General features: G+C 56.1%; 21 protein-coding genes. 9 read left to right on the top strand and 12 right to left on the bottom strand.

Annotation, left to right across the window (positions count from 1 at the left end; translation table 11 throughout):
• Positions 1 to 3: 3 nt before the first annotated feature.
• Positions 4 to 1,347, bottom strand: a complete 1,344-nt coding sequence (locus OXR61_RS19730) for an MFS transporter (RefSeq protein WP_031280082.1) — start codon at positions 1,345 to 1,347, stop codon at positions 4 to 6.
• A gap of 317 nt (positions 1,348 to 1,664) precedes the next feature.
• Between OXR61_RS19730 and OXR61_RS19725 the strand changes: the two genes are divergently transcribed.
• From OXR61_RS19725 to OXR61_RS19710, 4 genes are all read left to right on the top strand, one after another.
• The gene (locus OXR61_RS19725) at positions 1,665 to 3,110 is read left to right on the top strand and encodes a sugar porter family MFS transporter (RefSeq protein WP_021509386.1); all 1,446 of its coding nucleotides are present in this window, start codon (positions 1,665 to 1,667) and stop codon (positions 3,108 to 3,110) included.
• A gap of 147 nt (positions 3,111 to 3,257) precedes the next feature.
• Positions 3,258 to 4,079: a TIM barrel protein gene (locus OXR61_RS19720; RefSeq protein WP_021509387.1), complete on the top strand. Its 822-nt coding sequence runs from the start codon at positions 3,258 to 3,260 to the stop codon at positions 4,077 to 4,079.
• Positions 4,080 to 4,110: 31 nt separating this feature from the next.
• The gene (locus OXR61_RS19715; RefSeq protein WP_021509388.1) at positions 4,111 to 5,121 is read left to right on the top strand and encodes a Gfo/Idh/MocA family oxidoreductase; all 1,011 of its coding nucleotides are present in this window, start codon (positions 4,111 to 4,113) and stop codon (positions 5,119 to 5,121) included.
• 158 nt (positions 5,122 to 5,279) lie between these two features.
• Complete coding sequence (locus tag OXR61_RS19710) at positions 5,280 to 6,518, top strand: aromatic amino acid transporter (protein ID WP_021509389.1); 1,239 nt, start codon at positions 5,280 to 5,282, stop codon at positions 6,516 to 6,518.
• 131 nt (positions 6,519 to 6,649) lie between these two features.
• Here the strand turns inward: OXR61_RS19710 and OXR61_RS19705 are convergent, their stop codons facing one another.
• Positions 6,650 to 7,546 carry an SDR family oxidoreductase gene (locus OXR61_RS19705; RefSeq protein WP_021509390.1) on the bottom strand — a complete coding sequence of 299 codons (897 nt, stop codon included), beginning with the start codon at positions 7,544 to 7,546 and terminating at the stop codon, positions 6,650 to 6,652.
• 99 nt (positions 7,547 to 7,645) lie between these two features.
• Between OXR61_RS19705 and OXR61_RS19700 the strand changes: the two genes are divergently transcribed.
• A complete protein-coding gene (locus OXR61_RS19700; protein ID WP_021509391.1) occupies positions 7,646 to 8,485 on the top strand; it encodes a helix-turn-helix transcriptional regulator in 840 nt (279 codons plus the stop codon).
• A gap of 187 nt (positions 8,486 to 8,672) precedes the next feature.
• Here the strand turns inward: OXR61_RS19700 and uraH are convergent, their stop codons facing one another.
• Entirely contained in the window at positions 8,673 to 9,086 is a 414-nt protein-coding gene (uraH, locus tag OXR61_RS19695) for a hydroxyisourate hydrolase (RefSeq protein ID WP_021509392.1), read from the bottom strand.
• Positions 9,087 to 9,215: 129 nt separating this feature from the next.
• On the bottom strand, positions 9,216 to 10,316 hold the full coding sequence (locus OXR61_RS19690; RefSeq protein ID WP_021509393.1) for an NADH:flavin oxidoreductase/NADH oxidase: 1,101 nt from the start codon (positions 10,314 to 10,316) through the stop codon (positions 9,216 to 9,218).
• A 326-nt stretch (positions 10,317 to 10,642) separates the two neighbouring features.
• Here OXR61_RS19690 and OXR61_RS19685 point away from each other — a divergent pair, with 326 nt between their 5' ends.
• The gene (locus OXR61_RS19685; protein WP_021509394.1) at positions 10,643 to 11,455 is read left to right on the top strand and encodes a DUF4225 domain-containing protein; all 813 of its coding nucleotides are present in this window, start codon (positions 10,643 to 10,645) and stop codon (positions 11,453 to 11,455) included.
• On the opposite strand, the gene OXR61_RS19680 is transcribed toward OXR61_RS19685, so the two are convergent.
• The 4 genes from OXR61_RS19680 to OXR61_RS19665 form a co-directional block, all read right to left on the bottom strand.
• On the bottom strand, positions 11,439 to 11,768 hold the full coding sequence (locus tag OXR61_RS19680; RefSeq protein WP_021313845.1) for a hypothetical protein: 330 nt from the start codon (positions 11,766 to 11,768) through the stop codon (positions 11,439 to 11,441). The two genes, OXR61_RS19685 and OXR61_RS19680, sit on opposite strands and share 17 nt — an antisense overlap.
• A gap of 158 nt (positions 11,769 to 11,926) precedes the next feature.
• Positions 11,927 to 12,187, bottom strand: coding sequence for a hypothetical protein (locus OXR61_RS19675; RefSeq protein WP_021509395.1), 261 nt, complete (start codon positions 12,185 to 12,187; stop codon positions 11,927 to 11,929).
• A 56-nt stretch (positions 12,188 to 12,243) separates the two neighbouring features.
• On the bottom strand, positions 12,244 to 13,158 hold the full coding sequence (locus tag OXR61_RS19670; RefSeq protein ID WP_021509396.1) for an SDR family oxidoreductase: 915 nt from the start codon (positions 13,156 to 13,158) through the stop codon (positions 12,244 to 12,246).
• 36 nt (positions 13,159 to 13,194) lie between these two features.
• Positions 13,195 to 13,932, bottom strand: a complete 738-nt coding sequence (locus tag OXR61_RS19665; RefSeq protein WP_021509397.1) for an SDR family oxidoreductase — start codon at positions 13,930 to 13,932, stop codon at positions 13,195 to 13,197.
• A gap of 119 nt (positions 13,933 to 14,051) precedes the next feature.
• Between OXR61_RS19665 and OXR61_RS19660 the strand changes: the two genes are divergently transcribed.
• Positions 14,052 to 14,966, top strand: coding sequence for a LysR family transcriptional regulator (locus OXR61_RS19660; RefSeq protein WP_021509398.1), 915 nt, complete (start codon positions 14,052 to 14,054; stop codon positions 14,964 to 14,966).
• 42 nt (positions 14,967 to 15,008) lie between these two features.
• On the opposite strand, the gene OXR61_RS19655 is transcribed toward OXR61_RS19660, so the two are convergent.
• Complete coding sequence (locus OXR61_RS19655; RefSeq protein WP_155519933.1) at positions 15,009 to 15,656, bottom strand: hypothetical protein; 648 nt, start codon at positions 15,654 to 15,656, stop codon at positions 15,009 to 15,011.
• Positions 15,657 to 16,041: 385 nt separating this feature from the next.
• The gene (locus OXR61_RS19650; protein WP_021509400.1) at positions 16,042 to 16,947 is read right to left on the bottom strand and encodes a LysR family transcriptional regulator; all 906 of its coding nucleotides are present in this window, start codon (positions 16,945 to 16,947) and stop codon (positions 16,042 to 16,044) included.
• Positions 16,948 to 17,057: 110 nt separating this feature from the next.
• Between OXR61_RS19650 and OXR61_RS19645 the strand changes: the two genes are divergently transcribed.
• Together OXR61_RS19645 and OXR61_RS19640 are read left to right on the top strand one after the other, a co-directional pair.
• On the top strand, positions 17,058 to 18,086 hold the full coding sequence (locus OXR61_RS19645) for an NAD(P)-dependent alcohol dehydrogenase (protein ID WP_267412523.1): 1,029 nt from the start codon (positions 17,058 to 17,060) through the stop codon (positions 18,084 to 18,086).
• 149 nt (positions 18,087 to 18,235) lie between these two features.
• Complete coding sequence (locus OXR61_RS19640; RefSeq protein ID WP_021509402.1) at positions 18,236 to 19,789, top strand: sensor domain-containing diguanylate cyclase; 1,554 nt, start codon at positions 18,236 to 18,238, stop codon at positions 19,787 to 19,789.
• Here OXR61_RS19640 and OXR61_RS19635 read toward each other — a convergent pair.
• Positions 19,786 to 21,285 (bottom strand): UbiD family decarboxylase, encoded by a 1,500-nt coding sequence (locus tag OXR61_RS19635; protein ID WP_021509403.1) that lies wholly within the window; start codon positions 21,283 to 21,285, stop codon positions 19,786 to 19,788. The genes OXR61_RS19640 and OXR61_RS19635 overlap by 4 nt on opposite strands.
• 10 nt (positions 21,286 to 21,295) lie before the next feature.
• Positions 21,296 to 21,889, bottom strand: a complete 594-nt coding sequence (locus tag OXR61_RS19630; protein ID WP_021509404.1) for a UbiX family flavin prenyltransferase — start codon at positions 21,887 to 21,889, stop codon at positions 21,296 to 21,298.
• Positions 21,890 to 21,911 lie beyond the last annotated feature (22 nt).

Below are 21,911 nucleotides of genomic sequence, written 5' to 3'. Positions count from 1 at the left end.
CCGTTAATGTTGCTGCCACGGGTGATATTCACCCTGGCGGCGGCCTGGCGCCGTTTCCGGCAAACGCAGCAGGCCGAACAATGAAATCACCCCCAGCACTGCAACATACAGCGCCAGACCATACCAGTGGCCGTGGGTCGCCTGCAGAATCTTCACCGCCACCAGTCCGAGTGCGCCGCTGCCGATCAGCGAACCGATCTGCCAGATCACCGCGATACCGCTGCAGCGAATGTGCGTGGGAAACAGTTCGGGGAACCATGACGCCTGCGGGGCATAACACATGCTGTGGCCCAGCGTCAGCGCCACGATCATCGCCAGCTGCGTGAGCCAGTAGCTATTGTGCGCCAGCGCGAGAAAAAAGGGCACGATCGAGAGCATGATCAGTAGCGTGCCGATCAGGTAAACCGGCTTGCGACCGATGCGGTCGGAAAGGGCACCCATCAGCGGGATCGCCAGGACTTCGAGGATCACCGCGACGATCATACTGTTCATCAAAATGCCGGCATCAAGCTGATTAGCCTTACCCCAGGCAAGGATGATGACGGTAAACAGGGCGAAGGCGCAGGCTTCGATCAGTTTCGCTGCCACGCCGTTGACCACCAGCCGTGGATTACCACGCAGCACCTCTTTTAACGGCCTGGATTCTGCCGCTTTGGTTTCACGAATGGCGGCGAAGACCGGCGATTCATCAATGCGCAGGCGAATAAACAGGCCGACAATCACCAGCAGCGCGCTGAGCAGAAAAGGCACGCGCCAGCCCCAGTCCATCATCTGCTCCGCGCTCAGCGCGGCATTAAGCACAGCGAACAGCGCCAGCGGCAGCAGAAACCCGACCGGGGCGCCAATCTGCACCCAGCTGGCAAAGAAACCGCGCCGGGAAGGCTGCGCATATTCGGCTGTCATTAATACCGCGCCCGCCTGTTCACCGCCGACGCCAAACCCCTGCAGCAAGCGGATGGCAATCAGTAATACCGGGGCCCAGACGCCAATTTTTTCGTAGGTTGGCAGCAGACCAATGCAGAACGTGCCAAGGCCCACGATCAGGATGGTCGCCACCAGCGCTTTTTTGCGTCCCACTTTGTCGCCGATGTGCCCAAACACCATGCCGCCAATAGGACGTGCGAGGAAGCCAACCGCATAAGTGGCGAAGGCAGCGAGTGTGCTGACCAGCGGATCGTGGCTGGGAAAGAACAGATGGCCAAAGAATAGTACCGCTGCCGTACCGTAAGCGAAAAAGTCGTAATACTCTGCCGCCGTGCCTATCGCCGAGGCGCTGGCGACGCGGCGAATCAATGATTTAGGGTGAGCTTCAGCGGTATCAGATTGAGCAACAGTTGAAGAGGCCATGACAAATCCTGAAGAGGTGAAAGAGCGACTACCATACAAGAAGGTTTGTGCAGTTGTTGCGCGATTGATCACAAAGCGTGGCGACTCCCGGCGTAAAGGGGCCGATCTGCTGTGCTTCCATAACCACCTCGCCCAATCTCCATTCTCCTTATTTCGGCTGATGTAAATCCATCAAAATAAACCGGTCAAAAGGCTTGAACTCACAATTTGAAAAGCAGGTTTCAAATATAAATTAACATGAAATAAAAATGCCGATAGCCTGGACGCGCTGCTTTGTTCTGACGCTTTTCCTAACGCATTTTTTACCAGGAGGTATTATGGAAAAAGAACTTTATCTCTCCACCAACACCGCGTCCGGCCCCAACAGCACAACAAAAACCGAACCCTTCGTAAAAGTCATCGCGCTGGTGGCGACACTCGGCGGGCTGCTGTTTGGTTACGATACCGGCGTGGTATCCGGTGCGCTGCTCTTCATGCGGAGTGATTTGCATCTCACGCCGTTCACTACCGGGCTGGTGACCAGTTCACTGTTGTTCGGCGCTGCCTTTGGCGCGCTGCTGGCAGGGCACTTCGCGGATGCCCTCGGGCGCCGCAAAATCATCATCACGCTGGCCTTTATTTTTGCCCTCGGCGCGGTCGGCTCTGCCTTCGCACCTGATGTGGTGACGATGATTGCGTCACGCCTGTTTCTTGGTATTGCCATTGGCGGGGCGGCTGCCACCGTGCCGGTGTATATCGCGGAAATTGCCCCGGCGAATAAACGCGGTCAACTGGTGACGCTGCAGGAGCTGATGATTGTCTCTGGCCAGCTGCTGGCCTATGTCTCCAATGCGACCTTCAATGAAATCTGGGGTGGCGAACATACCTGGCGCTGGATGCTGGCCATCTCCACCGTACCCGCCGTGCTGTTGTGGATCGGGATGATCTTTATGCCGGAAAGTCCACGCTGGCACGTCATGCGCGGCAACACCGCTGGCGCGCGCAGGGTGCTGGAGAAAACCCGGGCGGCGGAGGACGTAGAGTGGGAACTGGAGGAGATCGAAGAGACCATCGAAGAGCATCGCCAGCAAGGCAAAGGTCGCCTGCGTGACCTGCGCACGCCATGGTTGCGCAAAGTGTTTTTACTGGGAATTGGCATTGCCGCCATCCAGCAGCTGACCGGTGTGAACACCATCATGTACTACGCGCCAACCATGCTCACTGCTACCGGCCTGAGCAACGATGCGGCGTTGTTCGCCACCATCGCCAACGGCGTGATCTCGGTAATCATGACGCTGGTGGGGATCGTGATAATCGGTAAGGTTGGTCGTCGTCCGCTGGTTCTGATAGGGCAGATGGGCTGTACCGCCTGCCTGTTCTTTATCGCCACGGTGTGCCTGCTAATGCCGGAGTATCACGCCGGTGGTGCGGTTAATCTGCTGCGTGCCTATCTGGTACTGGCCGGAATGCTGATGTTTTTATGTTTTCAGCAGGGCGCGCTGTCACCGGTCACCTGGTTGCTGCTGTCGGAAATCTTCCCGGCGCGCATGCGCGGCATTTGCATGGGCGGTGCCGTTTTTGCCTTGTGGATTGCCAACTTCGCCATTTCCATGGCCTTCCCGCTGTTGCTGGCCGCCTTTGGCCTGGCTGGCGCTTTCCTGACTTTCGCTGTGATCGGGATCGGCGGCGCCCTGTTTGTACTGCGCGCTATCCCGGAAACCAAAGGGCGCAGCCTGGAACAGGTCGAACACTATTTCTATGAACTGTATGACGGCAAAGGCTAAATGTGAGGGCGATCAGATTGCGCTCAGGCTGATGTAAATCACTCAAAGAAGCCGCAGAGCGGGCAAAAAAGATAACTTACTATCAGGGCATGTCAGTACCTTGCAGCAAACAGAACCTTACCCAGTGATTATTATCCAGGAAAGATCATGACCTACAAAATAAGCAGTGACCGATTCTGTGTTAACCGTAAAATTGCCCCTCATCTCAGCATGGCGGAATTCTTCGCGCTGGTGGAACAGCTGGGATTAAATAAAGTTGAAATACGCAATGATATGAAAAGCGGCAGCGTGACCGACGGCGCAGGCGGTGAGGAAGTGCGTCGCCTGGCAGCGCAGCATCAGCTTGAGATCGAAACCATCAACGCGGTGTATCCCTTCAACCAGTTAGATGATGCGGTGCTGGAAAAAACGCGCGCGCTGTTAGCCGATGCGCGCGCCACCGGGGCGAAAGCGCTGGTGCTCTGTCCGCTCAATGATGGGACGCCGGTGAGTAATGAGCAAACCGTACAGGCGCTGCAAATCCTGGCGCCGCTGTTTGCCGAATATGGTGTTGCCGGGCTGGTTGAACCGCTCGGTTTTCCGCAGAGCTCACTGCGCTCCGCCGCGCTGGCGCAGCAGCTTATCGCTCAGGCCGGCGTGCCGTTTAACATCGTGCTGGATACCTTCCATCATCACCTGTACGAAGGCGCCGAACAGGATTTTGCCGGTGGCGTAGACGTGAATCACATCGGCCTGGTGCATCTCTCTGGCGTAACGGATGCGCGCCCGACTCATCAACTCACCGACGAAGAGCGCATCATGCTGAGCGCGGATGACCTGCTGAAATCCCGCGAGCAGGTGCAGCGCCTGGAAGAGATGGGCTATCGCGGTGTTTATGCTTTCGAGCCGTTTTCTTCGGTGATGGAGAGCTGGAGTGCCGAGGATATTGCGCGTGAAATCCGCAGCAGCATTGACTATCTCAATCACTAACCAATCCGGCATTTTGCTGAAGGAACCTCGCATGACACTCAATATTGGTGTAATCGGCACTGGCGCTATCGGCCGTGAACACATTCGTCGTTGCAGCCAGGTGCTGCAGCATGCGCGCGTGGTCGCGCTTAATGATATCAATCGCAGCAGCTGTGAGCAGGTGATTAGCGAGCTCGGCTTGCAGGCGGAGATTTACGACAACGCGCACGATTTAATCGCCGCGCCGGAGGTGCAGGCCATTCTGGTTACCTCGTGGGGCCCGACGCATGAAGAGTTTGTGCTGGCAGCCATCAAAGCCGGCAAAGCGGTATTCTGCGAGAAGCCACTGGCAGTGACCGCGCAGGGCTGTATGAATATTGTCGAAGCGGAAATTGCCGCAGGCAAAAAACTGGTGCAGGTGGGTTTTATGCGACCGTACGACAGCGGCTATCGCGCGCTGAAAGCAGTTATCGACGGCGGCACCCTGGGTGAGCCACTGATGCTGCACTGCGCGCATCGCAATCCGGCGGTCGGCGATGCTTACACCACCGATATGGCGATCACCGATACGCTGATCCATGAACTCGACGTGCTGCGCTGGCTGCTGAACGATGATTATGTCAGCGCGCAGGTGATTTACCCACGCAAGACCCGCCACGCGTCATCGCACCTGAAAGATCCGCAGATTGTGCTGCTGGAAACCGCGAAGGGTATCCGCATTGATGTCGAGATCTTCGTGAACTGTGCCTATGGTTACGACATTCAGTGTGAGGTGGTTGGCGAGAGCGGCATTGCCCGCCTGCCTGAACCGATGTCGGTGCAAACCCGCCATGCGGCGCAGCTCTCCACCGGCATTCTGACCGACTGGAAAAAGCGTTTTATCGCTGCGTATGACGTTGAGCTGCAGGATTTCATTAACAACGTGCTGTCGGGCAAAATGACAGGCCCGTCGGCGTGGGACGGCTATGCCGCCGCCGTGGCGGCCGATGCCTGTGTTGCGGCACAGAACAACGGTGACATTGTCCCGATTACCATGCCGCCACGTCCGGCTTTTTATCGTTAATCCCGCCACATCGCGGCTGGCGCACCCTAACCGGTGCGCCTTTATGTGACATTGTCACCTGTTGACAGCTGTCTTCCCGTCAGTGACCGCCCGCGCCTCACATTTGTTAGCAATCCCGTGTATCATCGCCGCCTTTATGCTGTGCAAGGAAAAGTGTAATGACGGAGAGCGTAATGGCGCGCCGCCAGCCCTCGGTATGGTGGGGCGCCATGATCATCTGTGGGACGGTAGTGGGCGCCGGTATGTTTACGTTGCCGATCGTGATGGCCGGAGCGTGGTTTGGCTGGGCGCTGCTGATGCTGGGCATAAGCTGGGGCGCAATGCTGCTCTCCGGGCTGCTGTTTATGCGTGTCAGCCTGCATTATCCGCCAGGCGCGGGCTACGATACGCTGACGCGCGATTTGCTTGGGCGCGGCTGGGCCAGCATCAATGGCCTTAGCATCCTGTTTGTGCTGGGCATTCTCACCTACGCTTATATTTCAGCCAGCGGTCCGGTTTACCAGCACTCGCTGAATCAGCTTGGCGTGCCGCTCTCAACCGCCGGGGCCAAAGTCGCGCTGACGTTGTGTGTCGCCGCCGTGGTGTGGCTCGGCACCACCGGCGTCAGTCGTTTGATGACGTTCTGCGTGCTGGCAAAAATCCTGCTATTGATTTTGCTGTTCGGCGGACTGTTAACCCAGGTTGACGTGCCCTCGCTGTTCGCCGCCGCCGCGCCGGGAGACAGCTACTGGCCTTACGCACTGGGCGTGCTGCCGTTCTGTCTGGCCTCTTTTGGCTATCACGGTAACATCACCGGGCTGGTGAGTTATTATCAGCGCCGCGAGTCGCCGGTGACACGCGCGCTGGTGCTGGGCACGCTGATGTCGCTGGCGCTGTACCTGTTTTGGATTGTCTGCACCATGGGGAATTTGCCGCGCGCCGCGTTTCCTGACATCGTGCAGCAGGGTGGAGATATTGCCGCGCTGATGGCCGCGCTGCGCGATCATCTGCACGTGCGCGCGTTGTCGCTGATGATGTCGGTGTTCTCTCATTTTGCGGTGATAGCCTCGTTTCTCGGCGTGACGGCAGGCCTGTTTGATTTCATCGCCGACCGCCTCGGCTGGGGGCATTCCCCGCGCGCGCGGCTGCAAACCGCCTGCCTGACATTTTTGCCGCCGCTGCTCGCTTCGCTGTGGTGGCCACATGGCTTCGTCGCCGCCATCGGTTTTGCCGGCCTGTTTGCCACGCTGTGGGCGGTGATTATTCCGGCGCTGCTGGCGCGGCGTGCGCAACAGCGCTTTGCCGATCGGCCGCGTACGTCACTGGCGATTGGTCTGGTGCTGCTTTTCGGCGCGCTGAATGTACTGGCATGGACGCTGAGCTGGCTGGGTGTATTACCGCAATTTGCTGCGGCCTGAGTGGCGTGAGCCATGGGGTTCAGAGGTGAGGCTGCACTATTCGTATCGTAGCGGCGCGATTTATCGCGCTAATCTGGCCACCGCGCCGTTGTAAATTGCGCGTTGAATTGCGCCGCTACCTGGCGCTGGGGCTACGACTGGGTTGAATAATTCACTCTGCTTAAATCAGCGATAAGACCCGGTCCGTTGGGCTGCCAGTTGAGCTGCTGCCGCGTCCAGGCACCGCTGGCACGCAGATCCAGCCTGGCGAAAGCGGCGAACCAGCCGAAATGCTCCGCGGCCTGATCGGCTTTCAGCGAAACGGCAGGAATACCCAGCCCTGCTGCCACGGTTTCAGCAATCAGCCGTGAGGCAATGCTTTCCTCTGCTACCGCATGATACCGTTTGCCGCGTTCGCCTTGCTCAAGCACTTTTACGTACAGCCCGGCGACGTCATCAACGTGTGCCGCGCACCAGGCGTTTTCACCTCCGCCGATATAAGCTGCCGCGCCTTTCTCCCTGGCAAGAGCGATGTAATAGCTGATTAATCCCTGACGTTCGGTGTTGTGAACCTGAGGTAAACGCACCACACGTAGATCGATTCCCGATTCAAGGAGCTTAGTACCTTCCAGCTCCGAGGCGACGCGTGGGTTAGGGTGTGCCGGGTTGAAATTCTGCTCAAGAGCGGGCTGGCCGCTGCCGTCATCACCCATTCCAGTACCAGAAGTGATGAGCAGCGGACGCTGACTGCCCTGCAACACAGAGCCAATCGCGCGAATAACGCGGCGGTCTTTTTCGCAATTATCGACAAAACGACTGAAATCATGATCGAAAGCGGTATGGATCACCGCATCACATTGGTCAATGCCAGCAATCCACGCCTGGGGATCTTCCAGCGTACCGCGCTGGGCTGTCGCGCCCTTATCGTTTAACTGCTGAGCTGCTTCTTCTGAACGTACAAGACCGGTCACCTGATGGCCGCGAGCCAGCAGGGCCGATACAACGCGTGAGCCGATAAAGCCCGTCGCACCCGTTATAAAAATACGCATAGCCTGTCTCCTGAGTGATTTAGTGCGACAGCGTAAGCGCGGATCTTTTACTATTAAAGTAGTGAGGTTATCAGGGTATAAACATTAACAGGGTGATTTATGACGCTGCTTTCTGAAAATCCGCTGGGTGAGTTTTTAAGGGCACGCCGTCTGGCAATTGACCCGGCTTCGTTTGGTTTTTTGCCCGGCCGCCGCCGTACACCGGGCCTGCGCCGCGAAGAAGTTGCCCAGCTCGCGAATATCAGCCCGACCTGGTACACCTGGCTCGAGCAGGGCCGCGGGGGAGCCCCCTCGCGTGAGGTACTGAACCGCATTGCTGCCGGACTGCGGCTTACGTCTCCCGAGCGCGATCATCTGTTTATCCTCGCGTTTGGGCATCCGCCAGAAAACCGGGTAAGTCGTTCCGACAGCATAACCCCACGGCTGCAACGCGTACTGGAAAGCCTGACGATTCCGGCGATTATTAAAACCGCCACCTGGGATGTGGTGGCATGGAATCACCCGGCGACGGTTGTGCTGAAGGATTACGGGCAACTTCCGCCCGCGCGGCGCAATATTCTGCGCCTGCTGTTTACCGATCAGGAAGCGCGGGGGATGCAAGACGACTGGGAGGGCGTTGCCCGTCTCATCGTCAACGCCTTTCGGGCGGATGCCGCGCGCCTGGGGGCTTCAGAGGAAATTGATCGACTGGTTGAGGAGCTATCCGCTCAAAGTGCTGATTTCGCCCGCCTGTGGCGTAACAACGATGTGGCCGGGCATGGCGAAGGGTTTAAGGTGCTGCATCATCCGCAAATGGGGACGATTGCCCTGGAGTTCTCGACCTTTTCTGTTGAAGGCAGGCCGGATTTAACGATGATGCTCTTTAACCCGGCAACCGATGAAAGCAGAGCGAAAACAGAGCGCTGGATTTCACAGAACCCAGCGCAGCGCGAAAGCTGAGTCAGGCAGTTTTTAATGCGTCAGCCAGCACGCTATAGCAATCACACCAGTCGAAAAAAACAGGCTTACCCGGAAATGGGCAGGAGAAACGAAATAGAGGTTCTCCTGCCTGATTCAATCGCTTAACGAGGCAACGGTTCAACAAAACGTACTGGTATAAATATACCGTCCGCAGCGCCTTTTTTGCTTAGTTGCCGCGATAGGTGGAGTAGCCGTACTGGCTGAGCAGCAGTGGAATATGGTAGTGCTGATCGGCATTATCCAGGTTGAACATCACCGGGATTTCCGGGAAGAAGGTCGGCTGAGCGTTTTTTTTGTAATAGTCACCGGTTTTAAAAATGACGCGGTAAATCCCGGTCTGCGCCTTCTGGCCCGCCGGGTAAAGCGCCGGAATACGCCCCTGTTCGTTGGTGGTGCCCTGCGCCAGTTTCACCCACTCGTCACCCTGTTTCTTATCCAGCTCGACCTCAATACCTGCGGTCGGTACGCCGGTTTGCAGATTCAGCACATGCACGCTCAGTGGATTTTTCATCTCAGCGGCCAGGCCGCTCACGCTGAAAGCACAGAGCGCGCCGCCCAGTAAATAATGCTGCAATTTCATCTCATCTTCCTTTTGGTTAATTGGCCGGGAAAGCATAAGACGAAAACAGTGCGGTCGCGCACAATGGGCTGAAATCTGTGAAATTTCCCAGAGCAGAACCGGCAACCGGGCGGCTGCCGGTCAGGGAAGCTACTGGTTGCTGATCAGGGTGCCTTTCAGGCCGTGCGGTTCGGAACGCAGATACTGAGGCGGCGCTTTGGCCTGCGCGCCCAGTTCGGCGGCGGCGTGCCATGGCCAGCGTGGGTCATACAGCACCGCGCGTGCCAGCGCGATCAAATCGGCATCCTGCTCCTGCAGCGCCTGCTCGGCCTGTTTCGGTTCGGTAATCAGCCCCACGCCAATCACCGGAATCGAGACCTGCTGGCGAATCTCGCGGGCGAACGGCAACTGATAACCAGGGCCCACGCTGATTTGCTGCTGCGGTGCCAGGCCCCCGCTGGAGACGTGAATGTAGGCGCAGCCTGCGGCTTCGAGCTGCTGGCTGAAAACAATCGATTGCTGATTATCCCAGCCGCCCTCGATCCAGTCGGTGGCAGACAGCCGCACGCCAACCGGGATTTCCGCCGGCAGCGCAGCACGCAGCGCCTTAAACACCTCAAGCGGGAAACGCAGACGGTTCTCTAATGAGCCGCCATATTCATCGCCACGCTGGTTGCTGAGCGGCGACAGAAACTGGTGCAGCAAATAGCCGTGCGCAGCATGCAGTTCGACCAACTGAATGCCGATGCGTACCGCGCGCAGGGCGCTATCGACAAAAGCCTGTTTCAGCTGCGCCAGATCCTGTTTGCTGAGTGCGGCCGGCGGACGCTCATCCTGTCCAAACGGCTGCGCAGACGGCGCGACGGTCTGCCAGCCGCCGTGTTCCTCAGAGAGCTGCGCACCGCCTTGCCATGGCGCAGCACAGGACGCTTTGCGCCCGGCGTGACCCAACTGAATGCCAATCGGCAGGGTAGCGTAGCGCCGCACGTCCTGCAGCACGCTGGCCAGCGCGGCTTCTGTCGCGTCGTCCCATAACCCCAGGTCGCCCGGCGTGATACGGCCAATGGCTTCCACCGCCGTCGCCTCGATAATCAGCAGTCCCGCGCCGGAGAGCGCCAGCTGGCCGAGATGAATGCGGTGCCAGGCCGTTGCCTGACCTTCTTCCGCTGAGTATTGGCACATCGGTGCAATCACAATGCGATTTTCCAGCGACAACTCGCCAAGCTGCGTCGCGCTAAACAGTAAACTCATGCATACCTCATATCCGCACGTTAATGACTCCCTACAGCATAGGAGCTGCAGCCGGATTTGCAGCAATGCCAGATGTAAGCGGCAATGACATGCATTAATTACAACATACTCTTAGTGATTGATGTAATGGCGCCGCGTTCGGCTAACGTGCCGGTAAGGCTGACTAGCGCCTTCTATTCAAACCGGGGGCTGAGGTTTAACAGAACGCAAGCTAACGCTAAGGGATTCTGGACAGGCGTAAACCTGGCGGTCCAAAATAACTTCTCATGTTAAGAGGGATCTGATTAAGTATTATCGAATCATCGGCTAATCAAAGGAACTGTGAAATGGATGAAGCACTACTCGCAATGATGCGTTCAAATGGGCGCAACAGGGCCTGGGCAGAATCGATGGTCAATCTTGAGGCCCGTAAGCTGATTGAAACGGCTAACCGTGAAGCCGGGTTTCACATCAGGGATGGACTTACACGACTCCAGTTTGTGCAGGAAATAAGGGATGTGATTGAAGAGCAGTTCTCGATTGCCCGGCGCGCAAAGTCTGATGAAGAGTGCATGGCCTGCGTAAAAAATCTCAGGGCAGAGACCGAAAATCTTGCAGAGCAGGGACAAATGCTGCGCAGGAATACTGCGAAACTTTACGCCAAAGTGGAGTTCGTCCGGGAAAATAACAAAATTGTCGGTTATGTGATTTCTGCTGTGAATGTAGTGCTTTCGGGCGCAGAAATAGCTTTAGGAACAACGCTACTGGCTAGCGCTAATCCATTGGGTGTGCTGGCTGGCGCAATACTCGTTGTGGATGGATTCAATGGCCTTAGTAAAGAATTTAGCCATCAGGTACTTCATGATTCTTCATCTGAAGGGTTCGCTGCCAATGCTGCTATGTCTACGGCTGAATTTATGGGTTTTAGTTCTAAAAGTGGATTAGGCGTATATAAATCAATCTCACTTATTGCTAACGCTTACAGCATCTTAGGCTTAATAAGAAAGCCTGGAGCATGGAGGCTATTTCGCTATATGCCCATCGATTATTACAGGAAAGTCAGTACGTTAAGTCGGCCAAAACTAACCATGAAAATTGTTGGATACGGCGTGAAGGCCAAAGTTATTTTTGATCTGATGACAATTACAGATCGCCCTTAATCCCGGAAGCATGTTTTTTATACCGCCAGGCTTTAAAGGCGAGTTTGGCGGGCGTCAAACACCAGATAAAAGGTAACCCTACAATTAACGCAAAAGCCAGAGAGAGAGTGTTATTTTTTGTAGATAAAACAGATGTAAAAATCAGGATTAAAAAAGCAATAATAGTTATCCACTTAGCTACATTGAATCGTTTTGCTAAATCCTGAACCACTTCATCAAGAGTTCCCCCAAAATTTTCCACATTGCTTTTGATTTTCTGGATATCTTTATGACTGAAGCCGGACTCCAGCAGTGATTCTTCGCTAATTTTCATGGATTTCATCCTTAAAATTCACCATAACATCACCGGTAAGTTTACCCGAAAACAGGCGATAAATCGCCATCTGCGAATCATGTTTCGATGTTAGTTAACTTAACTTTAAAACAGCAGCTTACGTCATTAGTCATGCTTGCTGGTTACTTGTAATCAATTTACCAGAGAAGCAGCACAAAACCGGCAGCGATGACCGGCGGCAGCAACACGTACGGCAGTACGGACAATTCTTCACTGAACGCATAGCCGGCTTTGTTGATACCTGTCCACATGTTGATGAATGCGATTATCACCCAGACGGCGATGCAACTTTTCGTGGTTAACTCACTGGGAAAGGGGCCTAAATGCCAGAGCCATCCAAAAGTCAGGAAGATGCCAAATAGTGCAAAACCACAGATAAGGGTGACAACGGTGTGCATTTCCGGCGCTCCTGTTTGGTAAAGCGACCGGCGAGCGATCCCGCCGGTCACGCCTGTTACCCTTCACACGACGGTGCTTTCGCTGGCGTCAGAAGATCGGACAATCCAACCCGATGTAGCATTTCGGCGCGCAAACGGTCGATGATCGCAAAGCCGATATTCGCGCCGTCTTCGGACGGATCGTTATGCACACGAAATGGACGCGTACCAAACGGCATACCGACAACATCGGCAATCTGTGCTGCAACGCGCGCGGGATCGGCATCTTCCGGCACTATCTCCGCAAAGGCCTTTTGCACAACATCTCCGAATCCGGCATAAGGACCTGCTTCATATTCCGCGACACGTCCGGTGTCGGCAGGACTTCCTGAATGGGCAAAATGGTTGGTCCCTTTGGTAAAGGCTCCCGGCACGATGATTGTTGTCTCAATGCCGAATCGGCTGAGCTCGCGCGCATACTGAACGGCAAGCGTATCCATCGCCGCTTTGGCGGCAAAGTAAGGGGCCAGATAGGGCGGCGTGCCGCCGGTTACGCTGGAACTGGAAATCCAGACCAGCAGGCCTTCACGGCGGGAGCGCATATGCGGCAGTAGGGCCCGGTTGACGCGCTGCGTTCCCAGCACGTTAACGTCATACTGCTGGGCGAACTGCTCTGGCGGGAAGGCTTCGGCCGGCCCGAACATCATGTGGCCAGCATTGTGTACCACCACATCGAGCTTGCCGGCGTCGGATATTACCGTTTCAATGGCAGCATCAACCGATATGTCGCTCTGAACATCAAGTTCCAGCGGGCGTAGGTCAATTCCCTCCCGCGTGGAGAGTTCGCTTAACTGGCGGACATTTGCGGCATTACGACCCGCAATATCCCGCATTGATGCATAAACGGTATGGCCAGCACGAGCCAGCGCTTCGGCGGTCAGGCGACCGAAGCCGCTTGACGATCCGGTCACAAGGATAATCTTCTGAGACATAACAGTACTCCTTTGACTCAATCTGCAGTTTGCGGCTCAGACCATTCCGCCATTGGCGCGCAGGATCTGTCCGTTCATCCAGCTGCCCTGTGGTCCGGCGAGAAAAGAAACGACACTGGCGATATCCTCAGGCGTGCCGAGACGCTCCAGCGGATTCATGTTGGACATGCGCGCGATCAGTTCATCGCTTTTCCCGTTGAGGAAGAGGTCGGTCGCAGTCGGACCGGGCGCGACGGCATTGACGGTGATGCTGCGTCCGCGCATCTCTTTGGACATGATGGTTGTCAGTGTTTCGACGGCCGCCTTGGTCGCGGCATAGACGCCATAATTCTCAAGCTTAAGCCCGACAACCGACGTGGAGAAGTTGATGATGCGCCCGCCAGAACGCAGGCGGTTTGCCGCTTCGCGCAGGGTGTTAAACGTTCCCTTCAGATTGATGTCGATCTGCTTGCTAAAACTCTGATCGTCGGCGCTGGCCAGCGGAGACAGCATCATTACGCCGGCATTATTGACGAGCACATCAATAGCGCCAAACGCAGATTCGGCTAAATCGAACATGCGTTTGACCTGGATGGCATCAGCAACGTCCGCCTGCGCGGTGATGGCTCTGCCACCGGCGACTTCGATCTCCTCAACCACGGCGGCAGCGGCCTCTGCGTTGCCGGCATAGTTCACCACGATGGCAAAGCCGTCCGCAGCAAGCTGCCTGGCAATGGCGGCACCAATTCCGCGGGATGCACCGGTTACGATTGCTACTTTCTCTGAAGTGGACATAGATATTCTCCGATTTTCGCGCGGTATCGCGCCTGAACACGGAGAAAATCTAGCACTGTATCATTTCCGGATAATCAGTCATTATCTGGCATAAGAATCCGATAGTGACGAACAATATCATGGACAGAATTGATACGATGCGAGTTTTCACGCGTGTGGTAGCGCGCCGCAGCTTCACAAGGGCGGCGGAAGACCTCGGCCTGCCACGCTCGACCGTAACGGACGCGATTAAGCAACTTGAGTCGCGCCTGGGCATTAAGCTACTGGAACGCACCACGCGTCACGTCAGCCCGACGCTGGACGGTGAAGCCTACTACAAGCGCTGCGTTTCTATACTGGACGATATCGAGGATGCCGAGGGCGCGTTTGCCGGCGCCCGGCCGAAGGGATTGCTGCGTGTCGATGTTCATGGCTCGCTGGCAAGACATTTTGTTCTGCCGCACCTACCTTGTTTCCTCGAAGCTTATCCTGATATCGAAATCTATCTGAGCGAGGGTGACCGGCTGGTCGATCTGGTGCGTGAGGGAATTGATTGTGTTTTGCGTGTCGGAACGCCGCAGGACAGCGATATGATCGCACGGTGCGTCGCCACGCTGGAAGAGGTCACGGTCGCTTCGCCCGGTTATGTCTCCCGGTTCGGACTTCCGTCGGATCCGGATGAACTGCATTCCGGCCACAGGATGATCGGATTCCGCACCACGGGCAGTAGCGGCATCCTGCCGCTGGTATTCAGGGTGGACGGCAAGCGCATCACCACGACGATCAAAACTTCAATTACGGTTAATGCGGCTGATACCTTTGTATCCGTGGCGCGCATGGGACTCGGCATCATCCAGGTGCCGCGTTATCACGTGGAAGATGATCTGAAGACGGGGACGCTCGTCGAATTGCTCAAAGCCTTTCCACCTGAACCGTCTCCCGTCTCTGTCCTGTATCCGCGTAACCGACAGCTATCACCCAGAGTCAGGGTCTTCATCGAATGGCTAAAAGAACTCTTCCTGCAGCACGACCTGGATAGCAATGCCGGCAAGTGATCTGTGTGAAAATCGAAAACGGTGCAGAGACGGCTGGCGCCGTCACAGATTACACAGATATTGATAGAGCTCCGCGTCCCGCTGATCTGGCGTAAAGCGCGGGCAGCTGTGGCACTGCTGGCTCAGCGTGCGGTAGTGCTGCAGTAAACCAAGTTCACGCAGCATGCGCAGCCAGCCCATCGGGCCATAACATTGCTGCTCATAAATTTTGTCGCGGATACTTTTCACGTCCACGCGCAGCAGCGTGGCGTTAAGGTCACTGTAATCCGGGTGCTTTTTGGTGCCGCCGACCTGTTTGAACAGGAAATTGCGCTCGTAAAACGCAGCAACCTTCTCTTTAACCTGAATAAAGATGTCATCCACCTGTTCAATAAAAATGGTGTAGATCATGATTTTCAGGTACAGCATAAACACAATATTTTCACTGTCTGCCTGATAGCGTACCGACAGCGTGCCAAGCTCTACCACTTTGCGCTTTTCCAGCTGCAGGGCGGCCATCTCTTCACGAAAAAGTTTGCTGCATGGCAGACGGTTATTGTGATTGGCGATGACACTTAGCGTGCCGAGGATATCCTGGCCTTTGCGGGCGAGAAACAGCGTGCTTTCCGGATTCAGCAGCCCTTCGTTATAGAGAAAAATTGAGCGTTTTTCCTTAACGATGCCACTGCGCCGGTACTGTTCATTGGTCACCTCCATCCCTTTAAGGAAGTCAATCAATCCGCTTGCCGGTGTAATGCTAATGCGCTGATCGATACCATTAAGTATCCTGCACATTCTGTGGGTTCTTTTTGTCAGTACGCCATCAGAGATAGCGCTGCTAATCACTGATTTTCTTGTTAAATGCACTGTAATCCTCAACCAGTCCACATTAAAATTTCGCTAATATAATAAATATAATTTAATGATTGAATAAATTTTTGCTGCAAATTTAGATCGCCTTAAAAGCGTGGCGGTAGCGGATAAGGCGCGTTGCAGGGGAGAAAGTACCGGCGGTAACAACCGGAACGACAGCAGGGTTAATGATTAGCGTGATTTAATATTCGTGGCGGGACCAGCAGCATGGCGCTTGCTGATTTCAACGCCTCGTCGCGACAAAGGATTTTAACTGGTCAATAAACGCTCTCAGCGAGGCCGACATATGGGGATTGTTAACGTAATAGAGATGAAGTCCTGAAAATACCGCAGACCACTCGCTCAGCACCTGCCTGAGTTCGCCGCGTTCAATCCAGGGTTGTGCGAACTGATCGCTGATATAGGCCAGCCCGGTTCCTTTTAACGCCGCGTCGAGCACAAAATCCGTTTCGTTGGCGGTGACAATGCTTTCAACATTCACGCTGTGCGCCCCTTCCGGCCCCTGAAATTCCCAACGTTGCAGCACCCCGGTATCGGCCCAGCGATAGGTCAGGCATTGATGCTGGCGCAATTCCTGCGGATGTTGTGGCTCGGGATGGCGTGAAAAGTAGTCCGGGGAACCGACCACAATCATCCGCATGTCGGGCGCCAGCCGCACGGCAATCATATCCTGCTGCACGAGTTGTCCCGATCTGATGCCGGCATCGAATCCCTCGCCGACAATGTCTGTGAGGCTGTCATCAATGACCACATCGAGAGAGACATGCGGATAGTTCTCCCTGAATAACGGCAGCAGGGGAGCAATCAACATGCGGGCAGCAATACGCGGCAGATTGATGCGAACCCGTCCACGCGGCTCGTCCTGACAGGCACCGACGTCCCTGACGGCCGAGGCGATCTCTGCCATAGCCGGCATCAGGCGATTGAGCAGGGCCTGTCCTGCTTCCGTCGGCGCCACGCTGCGGGTGGTCCGGTTGAGTAACCGGCTACCCAAACGCTCCTCGAGCGCGCGGATGGTATGACTCAGCGCGGAGGGCGACACACCCAGGCGCTGCGCCGCCCGTCTGAAACTGCGTTCCTCCGCGACACAAACAAATGCCCGGAGTTCGCTATATTCGCTGCCTTTCATTGTTGCTTCCCGGCTCAACTACCTGTGTCGATTATAGCGTATTGTTATTCATAATCAGAAGCCGGAGACTAACAACACCAACAAAATTAATGACCTGGAAGGGCTTAACGATGACAAAACACATGCGGCGCTGGGAAACAGACGCCATCGGGCGCGATAACCTCGAACTGAGAACGGTCGCAATGCCGGTTCCGGGCCCGCAGCAGGTGCTGGTGAAGGTTGAAGCCGTCGCCCTGAATCACCGGGACAAGATGGTAATTGAGAATGGCCGGGGCCTGCCGCTTGCGTTTCCTTTTACACCGGGGTCCGATCTGGCCGGCGTCGTTGTTGGCCAGGGGGAAGGTGTCAGCCGCTTCAGCATCGGTGACCGGGTTATTTCAACGTTTACGCCCGACTGGATCGACGGTGTGCGTCCCGGCGATGCGCGCACACCGGCCTATAAAACGCTGGGCGGCTATTATCCCGGCGTGCTGGCTGAATATGTGGTTATGCCGGAAGCGTGGCTGGTTACCGCCCCCACGACGCTTAACCCGATTCAGGCTGCCACATTGCCCTGTGCCGGTCTCACCGCCTGGTTTGCGCTGGTCGAACGTGCCGGCGTGCAGGCTGGCGATATTGTACTGATTCCCAGTACCGGCGGGGTTGCCCTGTTTGGTTTGCAGATTGCCAAAGCGCATGGCGCGCAGGTGATCGTCTCCGGCAGAGCCAGCAACGCCGACCGGACGAAAGCGCTGGGTGCCGACCATTATGTGGATCGCCACCGGGAAGACTGGATGGAAGAAATTTACCGCATCACCGCCAATCACGGCGCCGATCATATCCTTGAAGTCATCGGTGGCGATCATCTGGGGAAATCCGTGCAGCTGGCGGCGGTCGGTGGGCACATCTGTCAGATCGGTGCGCTTGAGGGCTTTGACTTTAGCTCACCGGCGATGCCGCTGATGATGAAAGACGTGACCCTTCATGGTATCGGCACCGGTAGCCGTCGCGCACTCACACGCCTGATTCGTGCCGTTGATCGGACCGGCATAAAGCCGGTGATCGACTCAGTGTACGCGTTTTCTGACCTGCCATCAGCGCTGGACCATCTGGACCGGGGGCCTTTCGGCAAGGTAGTCATCACGCTGAGCAGCGAGTGAGACGCGCGCTGATCGCTGGCGATTTATGCAAAATACAACTGTCGTCCAGCGGCCATCGCCACGCCTGACATCATTACCGCCTTTAATCCTGAAAATCCCGTCGCTGATTATGTGCTTAACTTAGCGTTGACACGGCAACAGGGTGAAACATGACGTTTAAAAGGAAAAATGAAGCGGCAATCATTTCAGGTTCCTCGCTGCTGCGCAGTATTTTGCTGTCCGGCGGATTGCTGATATGCGCGATCATTGCGCTCACCCTGTGGACGCTGCGGGAAGACTGGCACGGCGCGGTGCGCCAGACGGAAGAGATGGCGGTCAATCTTTCCCTGTCACAGTCACGTCAGGCGGAAGATACCGTGCTCCAGACCGAACTGGCCCTGCGTGAAGTGCAGCGCGACCTGCAGGCGCAGCCGCTGGAAAAACTCAACGCCGCCAATCTGAGCCAGATTATGCGCGATCTGCAAAGCCGTCTGCCGCAGCTGCATGGGCTGTTTTACTATGATGAGCAGGGCCGCTGGATCGCCACCTCCACGCGCAGCGTGCCGGTGGGCACCAACAACTCTGACCGTGAATATTTCCGCTATCATCGCAACAACAGCCGTGACAGTTTGCACATTGGCCCGGTGATTCGCAGCCGCAGCACTGGCGATCTGGTTATTCCGGTTTCCCTGCGCGTCAGCGATGCCGCGCGTGATTTCAAAGGCATCCTGTTAGCCACCATTAAGGTGGATTATTTCCGCCGTTTTTACAGTTACTACGAACTGGGGCCGCGCGACGTGCTGGTACTGATGCTGGCAGACAGCACGGTGCTTTATGCCCGTCCGATGCCCGACAGCTATATCGGCAAAAGTCTCTCCGCCAGCCATCTGTTCCAGCAGATGCTGGTGAAAGCCGATCGCGGCAGCGGCGAGTGGAACGCGGCGCTGGATGGCCAGGTGCGCATCTTCGGCTTCGCCAGCTCAGAACGCTATCCGCTGGTCGTCGCGGCGGGTTATGACAAGCGCAATCTGTATCTGCGCTGGGTGAAAGGAAGACTGCAGGATATTTCCCTGAACGTGGCGCTGCTGGTCGCGATTATCCTGCTGGGACTGTTTGTCATTCGTCAGGCTCGGCATAGCCAGCATTATCAGGAAGCGCTGCTCAAACTAAAAAACGACCTCGCCGATGCCAATCACCATCTGGATCAGCTGGCGTTTTTTGATGGGCTGACCGGTCTGGCTAACCGCAGACAGTTTGACCGCTTTTTGCAGAATGCTTTGCATCATCTGCGGGAAAAATCAGCACCGGTGTCGCTGATTCTGATGGATATTGACTACTTCAAACACTACAACGATCGCTACGGGCACGTGGCAGGCGATCACTGTTTACGCCAGGTGGCCGACGCGCTTAAACGCCTCAAGCTGCGGCAGAGCGACATGGTCGCGCGCTATGGCGGCGAGGAGTTTGCCATCATCCTCGCCGGTGCCGATCAGAATGCGGCGCTGAATATTGCGCGTCAGGCAGTACAGGCGATTGCTGACCTGCATCTGCCTCACGCCTCTTCCGCACTGCCCGACGCGCAGGTGACGCTCAGCGCGGGCTGTGCGACCACCTGGCATGACGATCAGGCCGGCAACCTGATCGAGCATGCTGATGCGGCGTTGTACCAGGCCAAGCATAGCGGACGCAATCAGGCGCAGGCCTGGCGGGCAGTGAGTGATTAACGGTTAAAACCAGGAATGAAGCGTGAAACATCGACTTCCATAAACTGCGAGCGCTGGAAGTTGTGTTTCAGGTCATACGGCACCGTACAGTCAAAAATGGTTTTACAGGTAATGCCATGGGCGCGAATCGAGTTGCTGAAGGCCGGATCCTGTGACGGATCGAGCGGGTGACAGCGCACGCCGGGAATAAAGATGGTATCCGCGTCGCCCTGATAACGCGTGGTCATCGCCCAAATCACGTCATTTAAATCGAACACATCAACATCCTCATCGACCAGGAACACGTGCTTCAGCTCTGAAAAGGCCGAGAAAGCCAGCAGGGCAGCCTGACGCTGTCGTCCCTCATCCTGCGGGCCGCGCTTATTGATTTGCAGCACCGCAACATATTTCCCGGTGCCTGGCGAAGGGCAATGTACATTCTTCACCAGACCCGGTAACGCACGCTCAACCATATCGAGAATGCTGGCTTCGGTCGGGATTCCGGCCAGATTGGTGTGCTCGTCGCTCGGTCCGATGCAGGTTTGCAGGATGGGATTTTTGCGGTGCGTCACGGCTTTGACTTTAATCACCGGCACTGCCGCCTGCGCTTCACCTGTATAACCCGGGAATTCCGGCATCGCTTTACCGCTATGGGTATGCTGATCTTCCTGTACGCGATAATCCGGCACCAGTTCACCCTCAATCACGATCTCTGCATGGGCAATGGCGCGGGCATCAACGGCGACCCCCTTAACCAGCTCAACCGCCCGACCGCGCAGACCCCCGGCTATCGCCAGCTCATCAAAACCGAGCGGTGTAGTCGGCGGCTCGAAGCAGGCGCCAATTTCGATGGCCGGATCGACGCCAATACTGATGGTAATCGGCAACGCTTTGCCCGCCTGCTCAGCCTTAATGCGGAACTGATCAAGATGGCGGCCCGGCACAAAGTACATCGAGATCTCATCTTTGCCCTGCACGCACAAGCGGTGAATAGTGACGTCGTGTTCGCCGGTTTCCGGATCGGCGGCATAACACATCCCCATGGTGAAATAGGGGCCGGCATCTTCAGGCGTGTTGGTTGGCGCGGGCAGCAGACGGCGGATATCAAAACCGTCGTCCGTGGCGAGGTGCACCACTTCCTGACAAACCGCCTGCTGCTGGCTTATTTCCACCGGTGCAATGGCGTTGTGTACCGATGAACGCAGCAAATGCGCCAGCTTTTCTTTCGGTACTCCTAACAGGCGCGCCACGCGCTGCCGTGAGGCCAGCAAACCAATCAGTACGCGAAAGTTGTCGTAACCTTTGATGTGATTAAACACCATCGCCGGTCCGGTCTGCGTGGGACGCATCACGGTACCGCCCGCGCCAACGTAACGATAGACACCGGACAGTTCCGCTTCGGGATTCACCGGTTCATCAGTCTCAATATACTCACCATCAAATTGTTTCAGCAGTTCGATGGCAGAGCGCAGATCGTAAACCTCACTGCTGTGCGAAGAGGGAGATGTGTTTGACATAGGCTGTTCCTTAGTTTGAGAGTGTCTGGTCATCACTGGCGGGATGCAAACCCTGCCAGCGCGTGGCGCCAGCAGTGTCGATGCCAAGCTGATCCAGCACGCGACCCACGATATGATTTTCCACATCGGCAATCGTGGCCGGATGGTTGTACCAGGCCGGCACAGGGGGAATCAGGCTGACGCCCATGCGTGACAGCGCCAGCATGTTTTCCAGATGAATGGTGTTGAGCGGGGTTTCTCGCGGTACCAGAATCAGTTTGCGCTGCTCTTTCAGGACGACATCCGCCGCGCGGCCAATCAGCCCTTCCGCATACCCGCTGCGGATACCGGCCAGCGTTTTCATGCTGCAGGGAATAATCACCATCCCGTCGGTGACAAATGAGCCCGAAGAGATAGTCGCGGCCTGGTCACCGGCGGGATGAAACACATCGGCCAGCTGTTTGATTTCATTGAGAGAACAGTTGGTTTCATGTTCCAGCGTCACTTTTCCCCAGCGTGACAAAATGAGATGCGTTTCGATGTGCGGAATGTCCGCCAGCTGCCGTAGTAATCGCAGCGCGAGTGGGGCACCGGTGGCGCCGGTTACGCCGACAATGATGCGCATAAGGCCTCCTGTGAAAGGCAAA

This window comes from Pantoea sp. GM_Pan_4, from assembly GCF_026541005.1.
In the GTDB taxonomy this organism is placed as follows: Bacteria; Pseudomonadota; Gammaproteobacteria; order Enterobacterales; family Enterobacteriaceae; genus Pantoea; species Pantoea dispersa.
Note: the sequence above shows the minus strand (reverse complement) of the source record. Positions and strands in the feature narration are given on the sequence as shown.